We start from the raw sequence: 20,326 nt of genomic DNA, 5'->3' as shown, positions 1-20,326 counted from the left end.
GCAAACAAAAAGCCCGGACCAGGTCCGGGCTTTTTTGCATCTGCTGTTCCCGGTTAGCGGGTTTCCAGCGGTGCGGGGGTCGGGACCGGGGTGGTCTCGATGGTGTCGATCTCGCGCTGGATGGCCTCTTCAGTCGAACCTGGCTTGGCCGGTTTTTCTTCAGGCTGCGCTGCCGGTTGTTCGGTCTGGCCTGGCTCGGTGGCCGGGCTGACGGTGGTGTCGCTGCTGCCACCGAGGATTTCCTGATCGCGGCTGACGCCTGGCATGAAGTCGCCAGACAGGCTGACCAGTTGATCGCTTTCGTTGAAAAACACACTCATGCGTTCTTGCTGGCGCTTACCGCCACCAGGCTGCAGGCTGTACAGGTAATCCCAGCGATTGGTGTTGAAAGTGTCCTGAATCAGCGGGTTGCCCATGATAAACCTTACTTGCCGGCGGGTCATTCCCGGCCGTAATTGGTCTATCATGTCTTGCGTGACGACATTGCCCTGCTGGATGTCGATTTTGTAAACCCCGGGAAACGAGCAACCGGCGAGTGCGAGCAGTCCCACTAGGGTGAGGCTGGTTAGCAAGAGCTTGGTGTTTTGCATCGGTGGGCGACTTCCACTATCTTGGCTGGACAACGTAAACCCCGATCATACCCGTATTAAGAGAAGCTGCGAAGCAGCATCGGCGAGAAAGCTGACCATGGTTGAAAATAGCGAATTGCGCAAAGCCGGTCTCAAGGTGACCCTGCCTCGAGTCAAGATCCTTCAGATGCTCGACTCTACCGAGCAGCGTCACATGAGTGCAGAGGATGTCTACAAGGCGCTGATGGAGGCTGGCGAGGACGTAGGCCTGGCCACCGTCTATCGCGTGCTGACCCAGTTCGAGGCGGCGGGTCTGGTGGTTCGCCACAACTTCGACGGCGGTCATGCAGTGTTCGAACTGGCCGATGGCGGTCACCACGACCACATGGTGAACGTGGATACCAGTGAAGTCATCGAATTCATGGATGCCGAGATCGAGAAGCGCCAGCGCGAAATCGTGGCCGAGCATGGCTTCGAGCTGGTGGACCACAATCTGGTCCTGTACGTGCGTAAGAAGAAGTAACGATTTTTCGTTATGGATAGCAAAGGCGACCTTCGGGTCGCCTTTGTGCTTTCTGGGGCTAAAAGATTTGTTGTCCGTGCCGGCCTCTTCGCGGGCGCGCCCGCTCCCACAGGTACACCTCAGGTTTCAGACCCTGTGATCACCCTGTAGGAGCGGGCGTGCCCGCGAATCGTCCTGGAAAAGCAAGGCTCAGGCCTTGCCGCTCACCACCATCTTGCGTGCGTGGGCCAGGGACTCCTTGGTCAGGTCGATGCCGCCGAGCATCCGCGCCACTTCTTCCACGCGCTCACGCTTGCCAAGGCTAGCCACGGCGGTGTGGGTGGTGTCGCTGTTGCGCACCTTGTGCACGAACAAATGGTGATGCCCCTGCGCCGCCACCTGCGGCAGGTGGGTCACGGTCAGTACCTGGCCGCGCTCGCCCAGGCGCCGCAGCAATTGGCCGACGATTTCTGCCGTGGGCCCGCCAATACCCACGTCGACCTCGTCGAACACCAGGGTAGGAATGCGCGAGGTCTGCGCGGTAATGACCTGGATCGCCAGGCTGATACGCGACAGTTCGCCACCCGACGCCACCTTTGCCAGGCCCTTGAGCGGCTGGCCCGGGTTGGCACTGACCAGCAGTTCGATCTGCTCCAGGCCATGGGGTGACAGGTCTGTGCCTTCGTTGGGTGTCAGCTCTATGCAGAAGCGACCGCCAGGCATGCCCAGACGCTGGATTTCCTGCTCCACCGCGCCCGCCAGCTGCTGCGCCGCTTGCTGGCGCAGGCCGCTGAGCTCACGGGCTTTCTCTTTATAGTGCTGGGCAAAGGCGCCAAGCTCTTCGCCCAGCCGCTCGATCGACTCGTCGCTGGCATTAAGGCCTTCCAGCTCTTCCATCAATTGCTGTTGCAGGTGGGGCAGTTCGGTGGGGTGCACCCGGTGTTTGCGCGCCAGGGTATAGATGGTGTCCAGGCGCTCTTCCAGGGCTTGCAGGCGCATCGGGTCGGCGTCGAAGTTGTCGAGGAAGCGGTTGAGCTCGCCCACGGCTTCTTCAACCTGAATCTGCGCGCTGGCAATCAGGTTGGCCGCTTCGCTCAGCGCCTTGGGCGAGTTGGTGGCGGCACCCAGGCGGTTGAGGCTGGAGGTGAGGGCGCTGAGCACATTGCCCGAATCGCTCTCGCTGCATTGGTCGATAACCTGGCGGCAGATGCCGAACAGGGCCTCGGCGCTGGTCAGGTTCTTGTGCTCCTGTTCCAGCTGCTCCAGTTCGTGCTCGCCCAGGCCGAGGTTGTCCAGTTCTTCCAGCTGGTAACTGAGCAACTGGTGGCGGGCGCGCTGCTCGTCGCCCGAGTTGGAGAGGCGCTCCAGCTCCAGGCGGGTCTGGTTCCAGCGCTTGGCTGCAAGCTGGACCTGGCGGGCCAGGTCGACGGCACCGGCATACTCGTCCAGCAGGCGGCGGTGGGTGTCGGTCTTGAGCAGGGACTGGTGCTCGTGCTGGCTGTGGATATCGATCAGCAGTTCGCCCAGCGCCTTGAGGTCGCCGAGCGGGCAGGGCGTGCCGTTGATGTAGCCGCGGCTGCGGCCTTCGGCGGTGATCACCCGGCGCAAGATGCACAGGCCTTCGTTGTCCAGGTCGCGCTCGGCCAGCCAGGCGTGCGCTTCGGGAATGTCCACCAGGTCGAAGGTGGCCAGGATGTCTGCCTTGTCGGTGCCGGGGCGCACCACGCCGCTGTCGGCACGGTCGCCCAGGGCAAGGCCGAGGGCGTCGAGCATGATCGATTTGCCGGCGCCGGTCTCGCCGGTGATGACGGACATGCCACGGGCGATTTCGAGGTCGAGGTGCTCGACGATGGCGTAGTTGTGAATGGACAGGTGCACCAGCATGGGGGCGGCTCCCGGAAGTCAGGTCTGGTTATTTATACAGTACTTTTTTCAGGCCTGCCAATGCCCCTTCGCAGATTCTGTTGCAGCCTTGAAAACCACCTTGCCCCTTGAACCTGGTTTTTCCGGCCCCATATAGCCGACATCCAAGGCGAGCCTGGCTCGCAGTCCACAAAATTGCGCAGGAGAGACCCCATGGCTGATGAGCAGCTGAACGAGAAAGACCTTAACGTGGAAGAAACCGGTGCAGGCAATGCAGCTGATACCCGTGTTCTGGAGCTCGAGGAACAGCTGGCCGCAGCCAAGGACCAGGCGCTGCGCGCCGTTGCCGACCTGCAGAACGTACGTCGTCGTGCCGAGCAGGACGTGGAAAAAGCCCACAAGTTCGCCCTGGAGAAGTTCTCCAGCGACTTGCTGCCGGTGATCGACAGCCTGGAGCTGGCCCTGGCTCACTCCAGTGCCGACGATGAGCACGTCAAGCAGATCCGCGAGGGTGTCGAGCTGACCCTGAAGATGTTCCAGGACACGCTCAAGCGCTACAACCTTGAAGCGGTCGACCCGCACGGCCAGCCGTTCAACCCTGAGCACCACCAGGCCATGGCCATGCAGGAAAACGCCGAGGTCGAGCCAAACAGCGTGCTGAACGTGTTCCAGAAGGGTTACCTGCTGAACGGCCGCCTGCTGCGCCCCGCCATGGTGGTGGTCAGCAAGGCGCCGAGCGCGGCGCAACCCTCGATCAATGAAAAGGCTTGAAATCCTTCCGGGCATCCCCATCTAGGTGTCAAGCCTTCAAGTATTACCGCAGTTGGCCAAAGTAGTCGCTGCTACCAAATTCAAGTTTCGGGAGAGTTAACATGGGTAAAATCATCGGTATCGACCTGGGGACCACCAACTCGTGCGTCTCCATTCTGGAAAACGGTAACGTCAAAGTCATCGAAAACGCCGAAGGTGCGCGTACAACCCCTTCGATCGTGGCCTACGCCAACGATGGCGAAATCCTGGTTGGCCAGTCGGCCAAGCGCCAGGCCGTCACCAACCCGCACAACACCCTGTTCGCAGTGAAGCGCCTGATTGGCCGCCGCTTCGAAGAAGATGTCGTGCAGAAAGACATCAAGCTGGTGCCGTACAAGATCGTCAAGGCAAACAACGGTGACGCCTGGGTCGAGGCTGCTGGCAAGGAAATGGCTCCGCCGCAGATCAGCGCCGAAGTTCTGAAAAAAATGAAGAAGACCGCCGAAGACTACCTCGGCGAGCCAGTCACCGAAGCGGTCATCACCGTTCCGGCCTACTTCAACGACAGCCAGCGTCAGGCGACCAAAGACGCCGGCCGCATCGCTGGCCTGGACGTAAAACGCATCATCAACGAACCGACTGCCGCTGCACTGGCTTACGGCATGGACAAGGCCAAGGGCGACCACACCGTCATCGTTTATGACCTGGGTGGTGGTACCTTCGACGTTTCGGTCATCGAAATCGCCGAAGTCGACGGTGAGCACCAGTTCGAAGTACTGGCTACCAACGGCGACACCTTCCTGGGTGGCGAAGACTTCGACATGCGCCTGATCGACTACCTTGTCGACGAGTTCAAGAAAGAGTCGGGCATGGACCTGAAGAACGATCCTCTGGCCCTGCAGCGCCTGAAAGAAGCCGCAGAAAAAGCCAAGATCGAGCTGTCGTCCGCTCAGTCGACCGACGTCAACCTGCCGTACATCACTGCAGATGCCACCGGTCCTAAGCACCTGAACGTGAAGATCTCCCGCGCCAAGCTGGAGTCGCTGGTCGAAGACCTGGTCAAGCGTACCATCGAGCCTTGCCGCATCGCCCTGAAAGACGCCGGCATCGACGCCAGCAAGATCGACGACGTGATCCTGGTCGGCGGTCAGACCCGCATGCCGCTGGTGCAGAAAGAAGTTGCCGACTTCTTCGGTAAGGAAGCGCGCAAGGACGTGAACCCGGACGAAGCCGTTGCCATGGGCGCTGCCATCCAGGGTGCGGTACTGGCCGGTGACGTGAAAGACGTACTGCTGCTGGACGTCAGCCCGCTGACCCTGGGTATCGAAACCATGGGCGGCGTGATGACCGCGCTGATCGAGAAGAACACCACCATCCCGACCAAGAAGTCGCAGGTGTTCTCGACTGCCGACGACAACCAGGGCGCCGTGACCATTCACGTGCTGCAGGGTGAGCGTAAGCAGGCTGCGCAGAACAAGTCGCTGGGCAAGTTCGACCTGGCTGACATTCCGCCAGCACCACGTGGCGTGCCGCAAATCGAAGTGACCTTCGACATCGACGCCAACGGCATCCTGCACGTAGGCGCGAAAGACAAGGCTACCGGCAAGACTCAGTCGATCGTGATCAAGGCCAACTCCGGCCTGTCGGACGAAGAGATCGAGCGCATGGTGCGTGACGCCGAGGCCAACGCCGAGGAAGACCGCAAGTTCGAAGAGCTGGCTGCTGCCCGTAACCAGGGTGACGCGCTGGTGCACTCGACCCGCAAGATGGTCGCTGACGCAGGTGACAAGGTTACCGCTGAAGAGAAAACCGCCATCGAGGCCGCCGTTGTTGCCCTGGAAGCCGCTGTCAAAGGCGACGACAAGGCTGCCATCGACGCCAAGGTAGAAGAGCTGTCCAAGGTCTCTGCCCCGGTTGCCCAGAAGATGTACGCCGAGCAGTCGGCTGAACAGCCTCAGGGTGGCGCGCAGCAGGCCGAGCCGGAAGCCAAGCACGATGACGTGGTTGACGCCGAGTTCGAAGAAGTGAAAGACAACAACAAGCAGTAATCCCTGCATGTTGTCGGCCAGTTCACCGTCGTTTGCCGGTGAGCTGGTAGGATGTCGCCGCGCGGGGGCTTGCTCCCGCGTTGGCGTATCTGGAATTCGAGAATTTTTACAGCATCTGTCAGCGGCTCTTATGGGGAGTGGGCGGGTGCTGATGGCGTGGCGCAGATGCCAGACGCCCAACAAGGTGCAAATGACCTATGTCCAAGCGTGATTATTATGAGGTCCTGGGTGTCGAGCGCGGCGCCACTGAATCGGACCTCAAGAAGGCTTACCGCCGTTTGGCGATGAAGTATCACCCGGACCGCAACCCGGGCGATAAAGAATCGGAAGACAAGTTCAAGGAGGCCAACGAGGCCTACGAAGTGCTGTCGGACGCGAGCAAGCGTGCGGCCTTCGACCAGTATGGCCATGCGGGTGTCGACCCAAGCATGGGTGGCGGTGGTGCCGGCTTTGGTGGTGCCAACTTCTCCGACATCTTCGGTGATGTGTTCAGCGACTTCTTCGGTGGCGGCGGCCGCGGCGGTGGTCGAGGCGGTGCCCAGCGCGGCAGCGACCTGCGCTACACCCTGGAGCTGAACCTGGAAGAAGCGGTGCGTGGCACTACGGTCAGCATCCGCGTGCCTACCCTGGTCAACTGCCAGCCTTGCGACGGTTCCGGTGCCAAGAAGGGTTCGACCCCGTCGACCTGCCCGACTTGCGGCGGCATCGGTCAGGTGCGCATGCAGCAAGGCTTCTTCTCGGTGCAGCAGACCTGCCCGCGCTGCCATGGCCAAGGCAAGATCATTACCGACCCGTGCACTTCGTGCCACGGTGAGGGGCGTGTCGAGGAGTACAAGACGCTGTCGGTCAAGGTGCCAGCAGGTGTCGATACTGGCGACCGCATCCGTCTGTCGGGTGAGGGCGAGGCGGGTACTCATGGTGGCCCGACTGGCGACCTGTACGTGGTGATCAGCGTGCGTGAGCACGAAATCTTCCAGCGTGATGGCAAGCACCTGTACTGTGAAGTGCCGATCAGCTACACCGATGCTGCCCTGGGCGGCGAACTGGAAGTGCCGACCCTGGATGGTCGCGTGAAGCTGAGGATTCCGGAAGGCACCCAGACCGGTAAGCAGTTCCGTCTGCGTGGCAAGGGTGTTGCCCCGGTGCGTGGCGGTGGTGCGGGTGACCTGCTGTGCCGTGTGGCCGTAGAAACCCCGGTCAACCTCAGCCGTCGCCAGCGCGAGCTGCTCGAAGAGCTGCGTGATTCGCTGGAAGGCGACAGTTCCCACTCGCCCAAGGCCAGCGGCTGGTTCGATGGTGTGAAGCGCTTCTTCGGCGATCTCTGACAAGGAACAGGTTATGCGACGTATTGCAGTGATGGGCGCGGCGGGGCGGATGGGCAAAACCCTCATCGAAGCCGTGCAACAAACCCCAGGTGCGGGGCTGACCGCGGCGATCGATCGCCCTGACAGCTCGTTGGTCGGGGCTGATGCCGGAGAGCTGGCGGCACTTGGCCGAATTGGCGTGCTGTTGTCCGACGACCTGGCCAAGGTTGCCGACGAGTTCGATGTGCTGATCGATTTCACTCACCCCTCGGTGACCCTGAAAAACCTGGCGTTCTGCCGCAAGCACGGCAAGGCGATGATCATCGGCACGACCGGTTTTACAGTCGAAGAGAAGCAGCTGTTGGCTGAGGCTGGCAAGGACATTCCAATCGTGTTCGCCGCCAACTTCAGCGTGGGTGTCAACCTTAGCCTCAAGCTGCTGGATATGGCTGCGCGGGTGCTGGGTGATGATGTCGATATCGAAATCATCGAGGCGCACCACCGGCACAAGGTCGATGCCCCGTCGGGCACTGCACTGCGCATGGGTGAAGTGGTTGCCAATGCGCTGGGCCGTGATCTGCAGGAAGTGGCCGTGTATGGCCGTGAAGGGCAGACCGGCGCGCGGGATCGCAAAACCATCGGTTTCGCTACCGTGCGTGCCGGCGATGTGGTGGGCGATCACACCGTATTGTTCGCTGCCGAAGGCGAGCGCCTGGAAATCACCCACAAGGCCTCCAGCCGCATGACCTTCGCCAAGGGTGCCGTGCGTGCGGCGCTGTGGCTGGATGGGCGCGAGCCGGGGCTGTACGACATGCAGGATGTGCTCGAGCTGCGTTGAGCCGTTCTGGCGGTGCTGGCTGCTTCGCGGGCTTGCCCGCTCCCACAGGTATTGCGCGGGTCTTGTGGCTTGTGGTGGGCCTGTGGGAGCGGGCGAGCCTGCGAAGAAGCCAACACAGATGTCAGTCTGTCGCATTGATGTGTTTTAGAGGCACATCCGCGGTAGACCGAAAACACACTTTTCTGTAAGCTACAGCTTTAGTGTGTCCACTAAAAGCGCGCAGCGAATTGAATTCAGCACATGAAAGCGGGGTGACGTGTCCATACGTCACTCCGCTTTTTTGCAACCTGCGATCGCCCTTTCATGCTTGATTTACGGGAGGTCTTCTTGACAAAGCCAGCCATACTCGCCCTTGCCGACGGCAGTATTTTCCGCGGTGAAGCCATCGGTGCCGACGGTCAGACCGTTGGTGAGGTGGTATTCAACACCGCTATGACCGGCTACCAGGAAATCCTTACAGACCCTTCCTACGCGCAGCAAATCGTTACCCTGACCTACCCGCACATCGGCAACACCGGCACTACCCCGGAAGACGCCGAGTCGAACCGCGTCTGGTCCGCTGGCCTGGTCATCCGTGACCTGCCGCTGCTGGCCAGCAACTGGCGCAACACCCAGTCGCTGCCTGAGTACCTCAAGGCCAACAACGTCGTCGCCATCGCCGGCATCGACACTCGTCGCCTGACCCGTATCCTGCGTGAAAAGGGCGCCCAGAACGGCTGCATTCTGGCGGGTGACAACATCAGCGAAGAAGCCGCCATCGCTGCTGCCCGCGGCTTCCCGGGCCTTAAGGGCATGGACCTGGCCAAGGTCGTCTCCACCAAGGAGCGTTACGAGTGGCGCTCCAGTGTGTGGGAGCTGAAAACCGACAGCCACCCGACCATCGACGCTGCCGACCTGCCGTACCACGTGGTTGCCTTCGACTACGGCGTCAAGCTGAATATCCTGCGCATGCTGGTAGCCCGTGGCTGCCGCGTGACCGTGGTGCCAGCCCAGACCCCGGCCAGCGAAGTGCTGGCACTCAACCCGGACGGCGTGTTCCTGTCCAACGGCCCTGGTGACCCCGAGCCGTGCGACTACGCGATCCAGGCGATCAAGGAAATCCTCGAAACCGAGATTCCGGTATTCGGCATCTGCCTCGGCCACCAGCTGCTGGCCCTGGCCTCCGGTGCCAAGACCGTGAAAATGGGCCACGGCCACCACGGTGCCAACCACCCGGTCCAGGACCTGGATACCGGCGTGGTCATGATCACCAGCCAGAACCACGGTTTTGCCGTTGACGAAGCGACCCTGCCGGGTAACGTTCGCGCCATTCACAAGTCGCTGTTCGACGGCACCCTGCAGGGTATCGAGCGTACCGACAAGAGCGCGTTCAGCTTCCAGGGCCACCCTGAAGCGAGCCCAGGCCCGACCGACGTCGCGCCTCTGTTCGATCGTTTCACCGATGCCATGGCCAAGCGCCGCTGAGCATCCTGCTTCAAGGCCCCGGGCCGGCATCTGCCGCGCCCGGAAGCGCCTGACCCAGATTGTTCAAAGCGGCTTGCCGACTGACCCCGGATTTGAGTGACCACCATGCCAAAACGTACAGACATCAAAAGCATCCTGATTCTCGGCGCTGGCCCGATCGTGATCGGCCAGGCCTGCGAATTCGACTACTCCGGCGCCCAGGCCTGTAAAGCCCTGCGCGAGGAAGGTTTCCGCGTCATCCTGGTGAACTCCAACCCAGCCACCATCATGACCGACCCGGCCATGGCCGACGCCACCTACATCGAGCCGATCAAGTGGCAGTCGGTGGCCAAGATCATCGAAAAAGAGCGCCCGGACGCCGTTTTGCCGACCATGGGTGGCCAGACCGCACTGAACTGCGCCCTGGACCTGGAGCGCCACGGCGTTCTGGAGAAGTTCGGCGTAGAGATGATCGGTGCCAACGCCGACACCATCGACAAGGCTGAAGACCGCTCGCGCTTCGACAAGGCGATGAAGGACATCGGCCTGGAATGCCCGCGCTCCGGTATCGCCCACAGCATGGAAGAGGCCAATGCGGTCCTCGAGAAGCTTGGCTTCCCCTGCATCATTCGCCCGTCGTTCACCATGGGCGGCACCGGCGGCGGTATCGCGTACAACCGTGAAGAGTTCGAAGAAATCTGCACCCGCGGTCTGGACCTGTCACCGACCAAAGAGCTGCTGATCGACGAGTCGCTGATCGGCTGGAAAGAGTACGAGATGGAAGTGGTCCGCGACAAAAAGGACAACTGCATCATCGTCTGCTCGATCGAGAACTTCGACCCGATGGGTGTGCACACCGGTGACTCGATCACTGTTGCCCCGGCACAGACCCTGACCGACAAGGAATACCAGATCATGCGCAACGCCTCGCTGGCGGTGCTGCGTGAAATCGGTGTGGAAACCGGCGGTTCCAACGTCCAGTTCGGCATTTGCCCGAACACCGGCCGCATGGTCGTCATCGAGATGAACCCGCGCGTATCGCGTTCGTCCGCCCTGGCCTCCAAGGCCACCGGCTTCCCGATCGCCAAGATCGCCGCCAAGCTGGCCATTGGTTACACCCTCGACGAGCTGCAGAACGATATCACTGGCGGTCGCACCCCGGCGTCCTTCGAGCCGTCGATCGACTATGTCGTCACCAAGCTGCCACGTTTTGCCTTCGAGAAATTCCCGAAAGCCGACGCTCGCCTGACCACCCAGATGAAATCCGTGGGTGAAGTCATGGCCATCGGCCGTACTTTCCAGGAATCCCTGCAGAAAGCCCTGCGCGGTCTGGAAGTCGGCGCCTGCGGCCTCGACCCGAAAGTCGACCTGGCCAGCCCGGAAGCCGCCAGCATCCTCAAGCGCGAACTGACCGTGCCGGGTGCCGAGCGTATCTGGTACGTGGCTGACGCCATGCGTTCGGGCATGACCTGCGAAGAAATCTTCAATCTGACCGGCATCGACATGTGGTTCCTGGTGCAGATGGAAGACCTGATCAAGGAAGAAGAGAAGGTCAAGACCCTGGCTTTGTCGTCGATCGACAAGGACTACATGCTGCGCCTCAAGCGCAAGGGCTTCTCGGACCAGCGTCTGGCAGTACTGCTGGGTATCACCGACAAGAACCTGCGCCGCCACCGCCACAAGCTGGAAGTGTTCCCGGTGTACAAGCGCGTCGACACCTGCGCCGCCGAGTTCGCCACCGACACCGCCTACCTGTACTCCACCTACGAGGAAGAGTGCGAGGCCAACCCGTCGACCCGCGACAAGATCATGATCCTGGGTGGCGGCCCTAACCGTATCGGCCAGGGTATCGAGTTCGACTACTGCTGCGTACACGCAGCCCTGGCGCTGCGTGAAGACGGTTACGAGACCATCATGGTCAACTGCAACCCGGAAACCGTCTCCACCGACTACGACACTTCCGACCGCCTGTACTTCGAGCCGCTGACCCTGGAAGACGTGCTGGAAGTCTGCCGCGTCGAGAAGCCGAAGGGCGTGATCGTTCACTACGGCGGCCAGACCCCGCTGAAGCTGGCCCGCGCTCTGGAAGAAGCTGGCGTGCCGATCATCGGTACCAGCCCTGACGCCATCGACCGCGCCGAAGACCGTGAGCGCTTCCAGCAGATGGTTCAGCGCCTGAGCCTGCTGCAGCCGCCAAACGCTACCGTGCGCAGCGAAGAAGAAGCCATCCGTGCTGCGGGCAGCATCGGCTATCCGCTGGTCGTGCGTCCGTCCTACGTACTGGGCGGCCGTGCCATGGAGATCGTCTACGAACTGGACGAGCTCAAGCGCTACCTGCGTGAAGCAGTACAAGTGTCGAACGACAGCCCGGTACTGCTCGACCACTTCCTCAACTGCGCCATCGAGATGGACGTGGATGCGGTGTGCGACGGCACCGACGTGGTCATCGGCGCAATCATGCAGCACATCGAACAGGCCGGTGTTCACTCCGGTGACTCGGCGTGCTCGCTGCCACCTTACTCGCTGAGCAAGGAAGTGCAGGACGAAGTCCGCGTTCAGGTCAAGAAAATGGCCCTGGAGCTGGGCGTGGTCGGCCTGATGAACGTGCAGCTGGCCCTGCAGGGCGACAAGATCTACGTGATCGAAGTCAACCCGCGTGCCTCGCGTACCGTACCGTTCGTGTCCAAGTGCATCGGCACGTCCCTGGCGATGATCGCAGCCCGTGTCATGGCGGGTAAAACCTTGAAAGAGCTGGGCTTCACCCAGGAAATCATCCCGAACTTCTACAGCGTCAAGGAAGCCGTCTTCCCGTTCGCCAAGTTCCCAGGGGTTGACCCGATCCTCGGCCCTGAGATGAAATCGACCGGTGAAGTGATGGGTGTCGGTGACAGCTTCGGTGAAGCCTTCGCCAAGGCCCAGATGGGTGCAAGCGAAGTGCTGCCGACCGGTGGTACTGCGTTCATCAGCGTGCGTGACGACGACAAGCCACAAGTGGCTGGCGTTGCCCGCGACCTGATCGCCCTGGGCTTCGAAGTGGTTGCCACTGCCGGTACCGCCAAGGTTATCGAGGCGGCTGGCCTGAAAGTGCGCCGTGTGAACAAAGTGACCGAAGGTCGCCCACACGTGGTCGACATGATCAAGAACGACGAAGTGTCGCTGATCATCAATACCACCGAAGGTCGCCAGTCGATCGCCGACTCTTACTCGATTCGTCGCAATGCGTTGCAGCACAAGATCTACTGCACCACTACCATTGCGGCTGGTGAAGCCATCTGCGAAGCGCTGAAATTCGGTCCGGAAAAGACCGTTCGTCGCTTGCAAGATCTGCATGCAGGACTGAAAGCATGAGCATTACCAAATACCCGATGACCGTCCAGGGCGCTCGCGCCCTGGAAGAGGAACACCTGTTTCTGAGCAAGACCGAGCGCCCGCGCCTGAGTCAGGCCATTGGTGAGGCACGTGAGCTGGGTGACCTCAAGGAAAACGCTGAATATCATGCAGCCCGTGAGGAGCAGGGCATGGTCGAAGCGCGTATCCGTGACATCGAAGGCCGTCTGCAGAACTCGGTGGTCATCGATGTGACCACTATCCCTCACACCGGCAAGGTGATTTTCGGTACCACCGTGGTACTGGCCAACACCGAAACCGATGAAGAGGTGTCCTACCAGATCGTTGGCGAGGATGAAGCCGACGTGAAGCAGGGCAAGCTGTCGAGTGGCGCACCCATTGCCCGTGCCATCATCGGCAAGGAAGAAGGTGATACTGTCGTCGTCAAGACGCCTAGCGGCACGGTCGAGTACGAGATTGTCGAAGTCAAGCACATCTGACCGGCGCCTGCGGGCGCCATCCCTTGAGGGGATCCTCTGGCAGCTGGCCCAGGTTTTCTGGGTCGGTGGCCTGTGGGTGTTCCATGTGGGGCTGGTGCCTGCGCTCAAGGTCAGTGGCCTGGCGCCGCTGCTGGTGCAGGATGTTGCCGGGCAGATCGACCGCTGGTTGATCGGCGTGGCGATGCTTGGCTTGTTGACTCAGCTGGCGGTGCTGGCGAGGGTGGACGGCCTGGCTGCCTGGTGGCGGCAGTTCCGCGGCCAGATGCTGTTGCTCGGCTTCGGTGCCTGCGTGGGGTATTACACCTTGCGCTACGGTATTTCCGTGGGTGAGCGCTGGCAGATGTTCTGCTTCCTGGTGCTGGGTTTTTCCGGCATCGTGCTGGTGGCCCAGCCGGTACCGGTCAGGGCGCGTTCACCGCGCCACTGATCGGAGCTACCGTTACTTGTAACGGTGGATGTTGGACAGCTGCTTGTTCGGCTGTGGGTTCTTGCGGTAGATCAGGGCTTTCTTGCCGATGGTCTGCACCAGCTCGGCGCGGCCGGCCTTGCACAGCTCGGCGATGGTTTCGGCGCGTTCCTCGCGGTCTTCCGAGCGAATCTCGACCTTGATCAGCTCATGGTCGACCAGCGCGCGCTCCAGTTCGGCGATGACGCCTTCATTCAAACCGTTGCCAGCAACGATCAGGACCGGCTTCAGGTCATGACCAATGGACTTGTATTGCTTCTTCTGCTCGTTATTGAGCGGCATAATCTGACCCTTTCCGTCTGATTCTGTAAAATTGACCGGCATTTTACCCGAGGGCCACCGGCTCCGCCCAGTCAATCACGACGCATATCATCGAGGTGCCCCGTGGTACAACGTTCCAAAAGCAGCGCAAACTGGCTGCGAGAGCATTTCAACGACCCTTTTGTGAAGCAGGCGCAGAAGGATGGCTATCGCTCGCGTGCGAGCTACAAACTGCTGGAGATCCAGGAGAAGGACCGCCTTATCCGCCCAGGCATGAGCGTGATCGATCTCGGCGCGGCCCCTGGTGGCTGGTCCCAGGTGACCAGTCGTCTGATTGGTGGCCAAGGTCGGCTGATCGCTTCGGACATTCTGGAAATGGACGCGATCGCCGACGTGACCTTCATTCAGGGGGACTTCACCCAGGACGAAGTGCTGCAGCGCATTCTCGAAGCGGTCGGCGATTCGCATGTAGACCTTGTGATTTCCGACATGGCCCCCAATATGAGTGGTACGCCCGCGGTAGACATTCCGCGTGCCATGTTCCTCTGCGAGTTGGCCCTCGATCTGGCGACCCGTGTACTCAAGCCCGGGGGCGACTTCCTGATCAAGATTTTCCAGGGCGAAGGTTTTGACGTGTACCTGAAGGACGTGCGCAGCAAGTTCGACAAGGTGCAAATGCGCAAGCCGTCGTCGTCGCGGGACCGTTCCCGGGAGCAATACCTGTTGGGCAGGGGCTTCAAAGGGTAATGAAAGGTGTGAAGCGGGGTGGTCGATAGTTAATTCCAATCGGCCGCTGCGTCAGGATCGTCCGAACTTCGTGTAGTCTAGCTTTCACAAAGGGTTACAGACGGTGCCTGCGGCTGCGTAGGTAATGTAGTAAGTTAGGGCGATGAATATCATGCGAGGCACGGCTGCGTCGTGCGCCGGCCTCAGAGGGTAGCTAATTGAACGACATGGCAAAGAATCTGATCCTGTGGTTGATCATCGCAGCTGTCCTGGTGACAGTGATGAACAACTTCTCCAGCCCTAACGAGCCGCAGACCCTCAACTACTCCGACTTCATCCAGCAGGTCAAGGATGGCAAGGTCGAGCGTGTGACCGTCGATGGCTACATCATTACTGGCAAGCGCACCGATGGCGACAACTTCAAGACTGTGCGCCCGGCCATCACCGACAATGGCCTGATCGGCGATCTGGTCGACAACCACGTGGTCGTCGAAGGCAAGCAGCCTGAGCAACAGAGCATCTGGACGCAGTTGCTGGTGGCGAGCTTCCCGATCCTGGTGATCATTGCCGTATTCATGTTCTTCATGCGCCAGATGCAAGGTGGTGCGGGCGGCAAGGGCGGGCCGATGAGCTTCGGCAAGAGCAAGGCTCGCCTGCTGTCCGAAGACCAGGTCAAGACCACCCTGGCTGACGTTGCCGGCTGCGACGAGGCCAAGGAAGAGGTTGGCGAGCTGGTCGAGTTCCTGCGCGATCCGGGCAAATTCCAGCGTCTGGGTGGCCGTATCCCGCGCGGTGTGCTGATGGTTGGCCCGCCCGGTACCGGTAAGACCCTGCTGGCCAAGGCCATTGCGGGCGAAGCGAAAGTGCCGTTCTTCACCATTTCCGGTTCGGACTTCGTGGAAATGTTCGTGGGTGTCGGTGCCAGCCGTGTCCGCGACATGTTCGAGCAGGCCAAGAAGCATGCCCCGTGCATCATCTTCATCGACGAAATCGACGCCGTTGGTCGCCATCGTGGCGCCGGCATGGGCGGCGGTCACGACGAGCGTGAACAAACCCTCAACCAGTTGCTGGTGGAGATGGACGGCTTCGAGATGAACGATGGCATCATCGTCATCGCCGCTACCAACCGTCCGGATGTGCTCGACCCGGCGCTGCTGCGCCCGGGCCGCTTCGACCGCCAGGTGGTGGTTGGCCTGCCGGACATCCGTGGCCGTGAGCAGATCCTCAAGGTGCACATGCGCAAGGTGCCGATCGGCGAGAACGTCAACCCGGCGGTCATCGCACGTGGTACCCCAGGCTTCTCCGGCGCCGACCTGGCCAACCTGGTCAACGAGGCTTCGCTGTTTGCCGCGCGTTCCAACAAGCGCCTGGTCGAAATGAAGGAGTTCGAGCTGGCCAAGGACAAGATCATGATGGGCGCCGAGCGCAAGACCATGGTCATGTCCGAAAAGGAAAAGAGAAACACCGCCTATCACGAGGCCGGCCACGCCATTGTCGGTCGCCTGGTGCCTGAGCACGACCCGGTCTACAAGGTTTCGATCATCCCGCGTGGTCGTGCCTTGGGTGTGACCATGTTCCTCCCGGAAGAAGACCGCTACAGCCTGTCCAAGCGTGCGCTGATCAGCCAGATCTGCTCGCTGTATGGCGGCCGTATCGCCGAGGAGATGACCTTGGGCTTCGATGGCGTGACCACCGGCGCGTCCAACGACATCATGCGTGCCAGCCAGCTCGCTCGTAACATGGTGACCAAATGGGGCCTGTCCGAGAAGCTCGGCCCGCTGATGTATGCAGAGGAAGAGGGCGAGGTGTTCCTCGGCCGTAGTGCTGGCAGCCAGCATGCCAGTGTGTCCGGCGAGACTGCCAAACTGATCGACTCCGAGGTGCGCAGCATCATCGATCAGTGCTATGCCACTGCCAAGCAGTTGCTGATCGACAACCGCGACAAGCTCGAGGCAATGACCGAAGCGCTGATGAAGTATGAAACCATCGATGCCGATCAGATTGACGACATCATGGCTGGGCGCACACCACGTGAACCGCGTGATTGGGACGACGACAAGCACTCGGGCACGCCTGCTGCCCAGGATGATCGTCCGGAATCGCCAATCGGCGGCCCAGCGGCAGAACACTAAGGGCATCTATGAGCTCAGTGCAGTACCCGACCCGGTTGCCTTGCGGCAACCGGGTTCTTGATTTGTCGCATACCCATGTCATGGGTATTCTCAATATCACCCCCGATTCCTTCTCCGACGGTGGTCGCTTCAGTCAGCGCGACGAGGCCCTGCGCCATGCCGAGGCCATGCTTGCCGCCGGTGCAACGCTGATCGACATCGGTGGCGAGTCCACGCGCCCGGGTGCGCGTGCAGTGTCGGTCACCGAGGAGCTGGAGCGTGTGGCGCCAATGGTCGAGGCCATCAACAGTCGCCTCGATGTGGTCATTTCGGTCGATACCTCCACACCTGCCGTCATGCGCGAAGCTGCACGCCTTGGTGCCGGGCTGATCAACGACGTTCGGGCCCTGGAGCGCGATGGCGCCCTGGACGCTGCAGCGGACACCGGTCTGCCGGTGTGCCTCATGCACATGCGTGGCGAGCCAGGTAACATGCAGGATGATCCGCATTACCAGGACGTGACCGCTGACGTCACGCGTTATCTTGAACAGCGGATGGCCGCCTGCGCAGCAGCGGGCATCGACGCGGACAGAATCATCCTTGACCCGGGCTTCGGTTTCGCCAAGACACTGGCGCACAATCTGAGCCTGTTCAAGCACATGGAAGCGCTCTATCGCCTTGGGCGCCCACTGCTGGTGGGCGTTTCACGAAAGAGCATGATCGGCCTGACGCTGGAACGTCCGGTCGGCGAGCGCTTGTACGGCAGCCTTGCGCTGGCGGCGTTGGCCATGACCAAGGGGGCGAGCATCCTTCGTGTACATGACGTGGCTGAAACCGTCGATGTGGTGCGCATGATCGCTGCAGTGCAAAACGCCGAATAAGAATATTGGAGTCCCTATGAGCAGAAAATACTTTGGTACCGACGGCATTCGTGGCCGCGTCGGGGAATACCCGATCACGCCTGAATTCATGCTGAAGCTCGGCTGGGCGGCCGGCATGGCCTTCCGCAAGCAAGGCCATTGCCGCGTGCTGGTGGGCAAGGACACGCGTATCTCCGGCTACATGTTCGAGTCCGCACTCGAAGCCGGCTTGTCCGCAGCAGGTGCCGATGTGCTGCTGCTCGGGCCGATGCCGACACCGGCCATCGCTTATCTCACGCGCACCTTCCACGCAGAAGCCGGCATCGTCATCAGTGCCTCGCACAACCCACACGATGACAACGGCATCAAGTTCTTCTCGGGCCAGGGCACCAAGCTGCCGGACGAGGTCGAACTGATGATCGAGGAACTGCTCGACCAACCGATGACCGTTGTCGAGTCGGGCAAGCTGGGCAAGGTTTCGCGTATCAATGATGCCGCCGGCCGCTACATCGAATTCTGCAAGAGCAGCGTGCCGAGCAGCACCAGCTTCGATGGCCTCAAGCTGGTGGTCGACTGCGCCCATGGTGCTACCTACAAGGTTGCGCCCAGCGTATTCCGTGAGCTGGGTGCCGACGTGACCGTGCTGCATGCGCAACCGGACGGCCTGAACATCAACGAAGGTTGCGGCTCGACACACATCGAATCGCTGCAGGCCGCTGTACTGGTCGGGCATGCCGATCTCGGCATTGCCTTTGACGGTGACGGCGATCGCGTGCTGATGGTCGACCACACGGGTGCCATCGTCGACGGTGACGAGCTGCTGTTCATCATTGCTCGCGACCTGCAGGAGCATGGCAAGCTGCAGGGCGGGGTGGTCGGTACGCTGATGAGCAACCTTGGTCTGGAGCTGGCGCTCAAGGACCTGGACATCCCGTTTGTGCGGGCCAAGGTCGGCGACCGTTACGTCATGGCCGAGCTGTTGGAGCGTCAATGGCTGGTCGGCGGTGAAAACTCCGGTCACGTCGTGTGCTGCAATCACACCACCACCGGCGACGCGATCATTGCCGCGCTGCAGGTGCTGATGGCGCTCAAGCGCCGTGGCGAAACCCTGGCTCAGGCCCGTCAGGCACTGCGCAAGTGTCCGCAGGTGCTGATCAATGTGCGCTTTGGCGCCAGCAAGGTCGACCCGCTGGAGCATCCCGCCGTCAAGGAAGCCAGTGCCAAGGTTACCGAAGCGCTGGCGGGGCGTGGTCGTGTGCTGTTGCGCAAGTCCGGTACCGAGCCGTTGGTGCGGGTCATGGTTGAGGGCGAAGACGAAAGCCAGGTGCGGGCCCATGCTGAAGCGCTGGCCAAACTGGTCAGCGAAGTTTGTGTCTGAAGGCGCTTGCCAGCGCAGATCTGGTTGGGTAAGATCTGCGCCCACTTTGACCGACGAGGTAAAGCATGCGTCGCCCTATGGTAGCTGGTAACTGGAAGATGCACGGTACCCGCGCTAGCGTCGCTGAGCTGACCAAAGGCTTGAGCAATCTCGCCTTGCCGAGCGGAGTGGAAGTCGCCGTATTTCCACCGTCCTTGTTCATCAATCAAGTGATCGATGGGCTGGCAGGTAAAGAAATTACTGTCGGCGCACAGAATTCTGCTGTACAACCCGAACAGGGTGCGCTGACCGGGGAAGTTGCTCCCGAGCAGCTGGTTGAAGCAGGTTGCAAGTTGGTGTTGATTGGTCATTCGGAACGTCGCCAGATCATTGGTGAAACCGACGAAGTGCTCAATCGCAAGTTTGCAGCGGCCCAGGCCAAAGGCTTGAAACCAGTGCTTTGCATAGGGGAAACCCTTGAAGAGCGCGAAGCTGGCAAGACGCTCGAAGTTGTCGGGCGTCAACTAAGCAGTATCATCGAAGCATTCGGTGTTAAGGCTTTTGCCGATGCAGTAATTGCCTATGAGCCTGTATGGGCCATCGGTACAGGCCTTACGGCCACGCCGCAGCAGGCTCAGGATGTGCACGCAGCCATCCGCAGCCAGTTGGCGGCAGAAGATGCTGAAGTGGCTGCGAAGGTGCAGTTGCTATACGGCGGCAGCGTGAAGGCGGCCAATGCGGCCGAACTGTTCGGCATGCCGGATATCGATGGGGGGCTCATTGGTGGGGCTTCCCTGAACGCAGACGAATTCGGTGCAATTTGTCGCGCCGCAGGAAACTGAACAAATGCTGGAAACAGTCATCGTTGTTTTTCATCTGTTGGCAGCGCTGTCGCTTGTAGTGCTGGTTCTGTTGCAACAGGGTAAAGGTGCTGAAGCAGGTGCATCTTTCGGCGCGGGTGCCTCAAACACCGTGTTCGGGAGCCAAGGCTCTGCAACGTTCCTAAGTAAATTAACTGCTATACTCGCTGCCACTTTCTTTTTGACAGCACTTGGGTTAGGATACTTCGCGAAGCAACAAGCTCACCAGCTTAGCCAAGCAGGTCTTCCAGATCCAGCAGTGCTAGAAGTGAAAGAGCCGCAGAAACCGGCAGTTAATGATGATGTACCGGTGCTCCAACAGCAGAAGAGCGAAACCACCAATAATACGGGTGATGTACCTCCTCCGGCTCAAGAGCAGAAGTAACGGGTTTCAAGTAGTAGTATTGCCGAGGTGGTGGAATTGGTAGACACGCAACCTTGAGGTGGTTGTGCCCATAGGGTGTAGGGGTTCGAGTCCCCTTCTCGGTACCAATTAAAGCTTGAGAGCCCGCTTTAGCGGGCTTTCTTGTAGGTGAATGTT

18 protein-coding genes and 1 tRNA gene are annotated in these 20,326 nt (G+C 60.7%); 16 read left to right on the top strand and 3 right to left on the bottom strand.

Annotated features, from left to right (window positions below):
• Positions 1-53 precede the first annotated feature (53 nt).
• Positions 54-590 carry an outer membrane protein assembly factor BamE gene (locus ACE4QZ_RS23640; RefSeq protein WP_028697610.1) on the bottom strand — a complete coding sequence of 179 codons (537 nt, stop codon included), beginning with the start codon at positions 588-590 and terminating at the stop codon, positions 54-56.
• Positions 591-687: 97 nt separating this feature from the next.
• Here ACE4QZ_RS23640 and fur point away from each other — a divergent pair, with 97 nt between their 5' ends.
• Entirely contained in the window at positions 688-1,092 is a 405-nt protein-coding gene (gene fur, locus ACE4QZ_RS23635) for a ferric iron uptake transcriptional regulator (RefSeq protein ID WP_003249922.1), read from the top strand.
• Positions 1,093-1,281: 189 nt separating this feature from the next.
• Here the strand turns inward: fur and recN are convergent, their stop codons facing one another.
• Entirely contained in the window at positions 1,282-2,955 is a 1,674-nt protein-coding gene (gene recN / locus ACE4QZ_RS23630) for a DNA repair protein RecN (protein WP_028697609.1), read from the bottom strand.
• Positions 2,956-3,147: 192 nt separating this feature from the next.
• Here recN and grpE point away from each other — a divergent pair, with 192 nt between their 5' ends.
• The 8 genes from grpE to ACE4QZ_RS23590 all read left to right on the top strand — a co-directional run bounded on the left by grpE (position 3,148) and on the right by ACE4QZ_RS23590 (position 13,571).
• The gene (grpE, locus tag ACE4QZ_RS23625; RefSeq protein ID WP_010955367.1) at positions 3,148-3,705 is read left to right on the top strand and encodes a nucleotide exchange factor GrpE; all 558 of its coding nucleotides are present in this window, start codon (positions 3,148-3,150) and stop codon (positions 3,703-3,705) included.
• 101 nt (positions 3,706-3,806) lie between these two features.
• On the top strand, positions 3,807-5,732 hold the full coding sequence (gene dnaK / locus ACE4QZ_RS23620) for a molecular chaperone DnaK (protein WP_003249929.1): 1,926 nt from the start codon (positions 3,807-3,809) through the stop codon (positions 5,730-5,732).
• A gap of 197 nt (positions 5,733-5,929) precedes the next feature.
• On the top strand, positions 5,930-7,057 hold the full coding sequence (gene dnaJ, locus ACE4QZ_RS23615) for a molecular chaperone DnaJ (RefSeq protein WP_028697608.1): 1,128 nt from the start codon (positions 5,930-5,932) through the stop codon (positions 7,055-7,057).
• A 13-nt stretch (positions 7,058-7,070) separates the two neighbouring features.
• Positions 7,071-7,874 carry a 4-hydroxy-tetrahydrodipicolinate reductase gene (gene dapB / locus ACE4QZ_RS23610; protein ID WP_003249933.1) on the top strand — a complete coding sequence of 268 codons (804 nt, stop codon included), beginning with the start codon at positions 7,071-7,073 and terminating at the stop codon, positions 7,872-7,874.
• Positions 7,875-8,201: 327 nt separating this feature from the next.
• Positions 8,202-9,338 (top strand): glutamine-hydrolyzing carbamoyl-phosphate synthase small subunit, encoded by a 1,137-nt coding sequence (gene carA / locus ACE4QZ_RS23605; protein WP_003249935.1) that lies wholly within the window; start codon positions 8,202-8,204, stop codon positions 9,336-9,338.
• Between the two features lie 105 nt (positions 9,339-9,443).
• Positions 9,444-12,665 (top strand): carbamoyl-phosphate synthase large subunit, encoded by a 3,222-nt coding sequence (carB, locus tag ACE4QZ_RS23600; RefSeq protein WP_028697606.1) that lies wholly within the window; start codon positions 9,444-9,446, stop codon positions 12,663-12,665.
• Complete coding sequence (gene greA / locus ACE4QZ_RS23595) at positions 12,662-13,144, top strand: transcription elongation factor GreA (RefSeq protein ID WP_013974292.1); 483 nt, start codon at positions 12,662-12,664, stop codon at positions 13,142-13,144. Before carB ends, greA begins: the two co-directional genes overlap by 4 nt.
• Positions 13,122-13,571: a hypothetical protein gene (locus ACE4QZ_RS23590; protein ID WP_028697604.1), complete on the top strand. Its 450-nt coding sequence runs from the start codon at positions 13,122-13,124 to the stop codon at positions 13,569-13,571. The genes greA and ACE4QZ_RS23590 overlap by 23 nt, the downstream gene beginning before the upstream one ends.
• 12 nt (positions 13,572-13,583) lie before the next feature.
• On the opposite strand, the gene yhbY is transcribed toward ACE4QZ_RS23590, so the two are convergent.
• Positions 13,584-13,892, bottom strand: coding sequence for a ribosome assembly RNA-binding protein YhbY (yhbY, locus tag ACE4QZ_RS23585; RefSeq protein ID WP_003249945.1), 309 nt, complete (start codon positions 13,890-13,892; stop codon positions 13,584-13,586).
• Positions 13,893-13,994: 102 nt separating this feature from the next.
• On the opposite strand from yhbY, the gene rlmE reads away from it, so the two are divergent.
• From rlmE to ACE4QZ_RS23550, 7 genes are all read left to right on the top strand, one after another.
• Positions 13,995-14,618 (top strand): 23S rRNA (uridine(2552)-2'-O)-methyltransferase RlmE, encoded by a 624-nt coding sequence (gene rlmE / locus ACE4QZ_RS23580; RefSeq protein WP_021784331.1) that lies wholly within the window; start codon positions 13,995-13,997, stop codon positions 14,616-14,618.
• Positions 14,619-14,824: 206 nt separating this feature from the next.
• Positions 14,825-16,729, top strand: coding sequence for an ATP-dependent zinc metalloprotease FtsH (gene ftsH / locus ACE4QZ_RS23575; RefSeq protein ID WP_021784330.1), 1,905 nt, complete (start codon positions 14,825-14,827; stop codon positions 16,727-16,729).
• A gap of 8 nt (positions 16,730-16,737) precedes the next feature.
• Positions 16,738-17,589 carry a dihydropteroate synthase gene (gene folP / locus ACE4QZ_RS23570; protein ID WP_021784329.1) on the top strand — a complete coding sequence of 284 codons (852 nt, stop codon included), beginning with the start codon at positions 16,738-16,740 and terminating at the stop codon, positions 17,587-17,589.
• Positions 17,590-17,605: 16 nt separating this feature from the next.
• A complete protein-coding gene (glmM, locus tag ACE4QZ_RS23565; RefSeq protein ID WP_021784328.1) occupies positions 17,606-18,946 on the top strand; it encodes a phosphoglucosamine mutase in 1,341 nt (446 codons plus the stop codon).
• Between the two features lie 65 nt (positions 18,947-19,011).
• Positions 19,012-19,767: a triose-phosphate isomerase gene (tpiA, locus tag ACE4QZ_RS23560; protein WP_021784327.1), complete on the top strand. Its 756-nt coding sequence runs from the start codon at positions 19,012-19,014 to the stop codon at positions 19,765-19,767.
• Between the two features lie 4 nt (positions 19,768-19,771).
• Entirely contained in the window at positions 19,772-20,170 is a 399-nt protein-coding gene (secG, locus tag ACE4QZ_RS23555; RefSeq protein ID WP_020193781.1) for a preprotein translocase subunit SecG, read from the top strand.
• Positions 20,171-20,191: 21 nt separating this feature from the next.
• Positions 20,192-20,277: transfer RNA gene (locus ACE4QZ_RS23550), tRNA-Leu, on the top strand.
• Positions 20,278-20,326 lie beyond the last annotated feature (49 nt).

Origin of the sequence: Pseudomonas sp. DCA-1, from assembly GCF_046523955.1 — a bacterium.
In the GTDB taxonomy this organism is placed as follows: Bacteria; Pseudomonadota; Gammaproteobacteria; order Pseudomonadales; family Pseudomonadaceae; genus Aquipseudomonas; species Aquipseudomonas putida_Y.
Note: the sequence above shows the minus strand (reverse complement) of the source record. Positions and strands in the feature narration are given on the sequence as shown.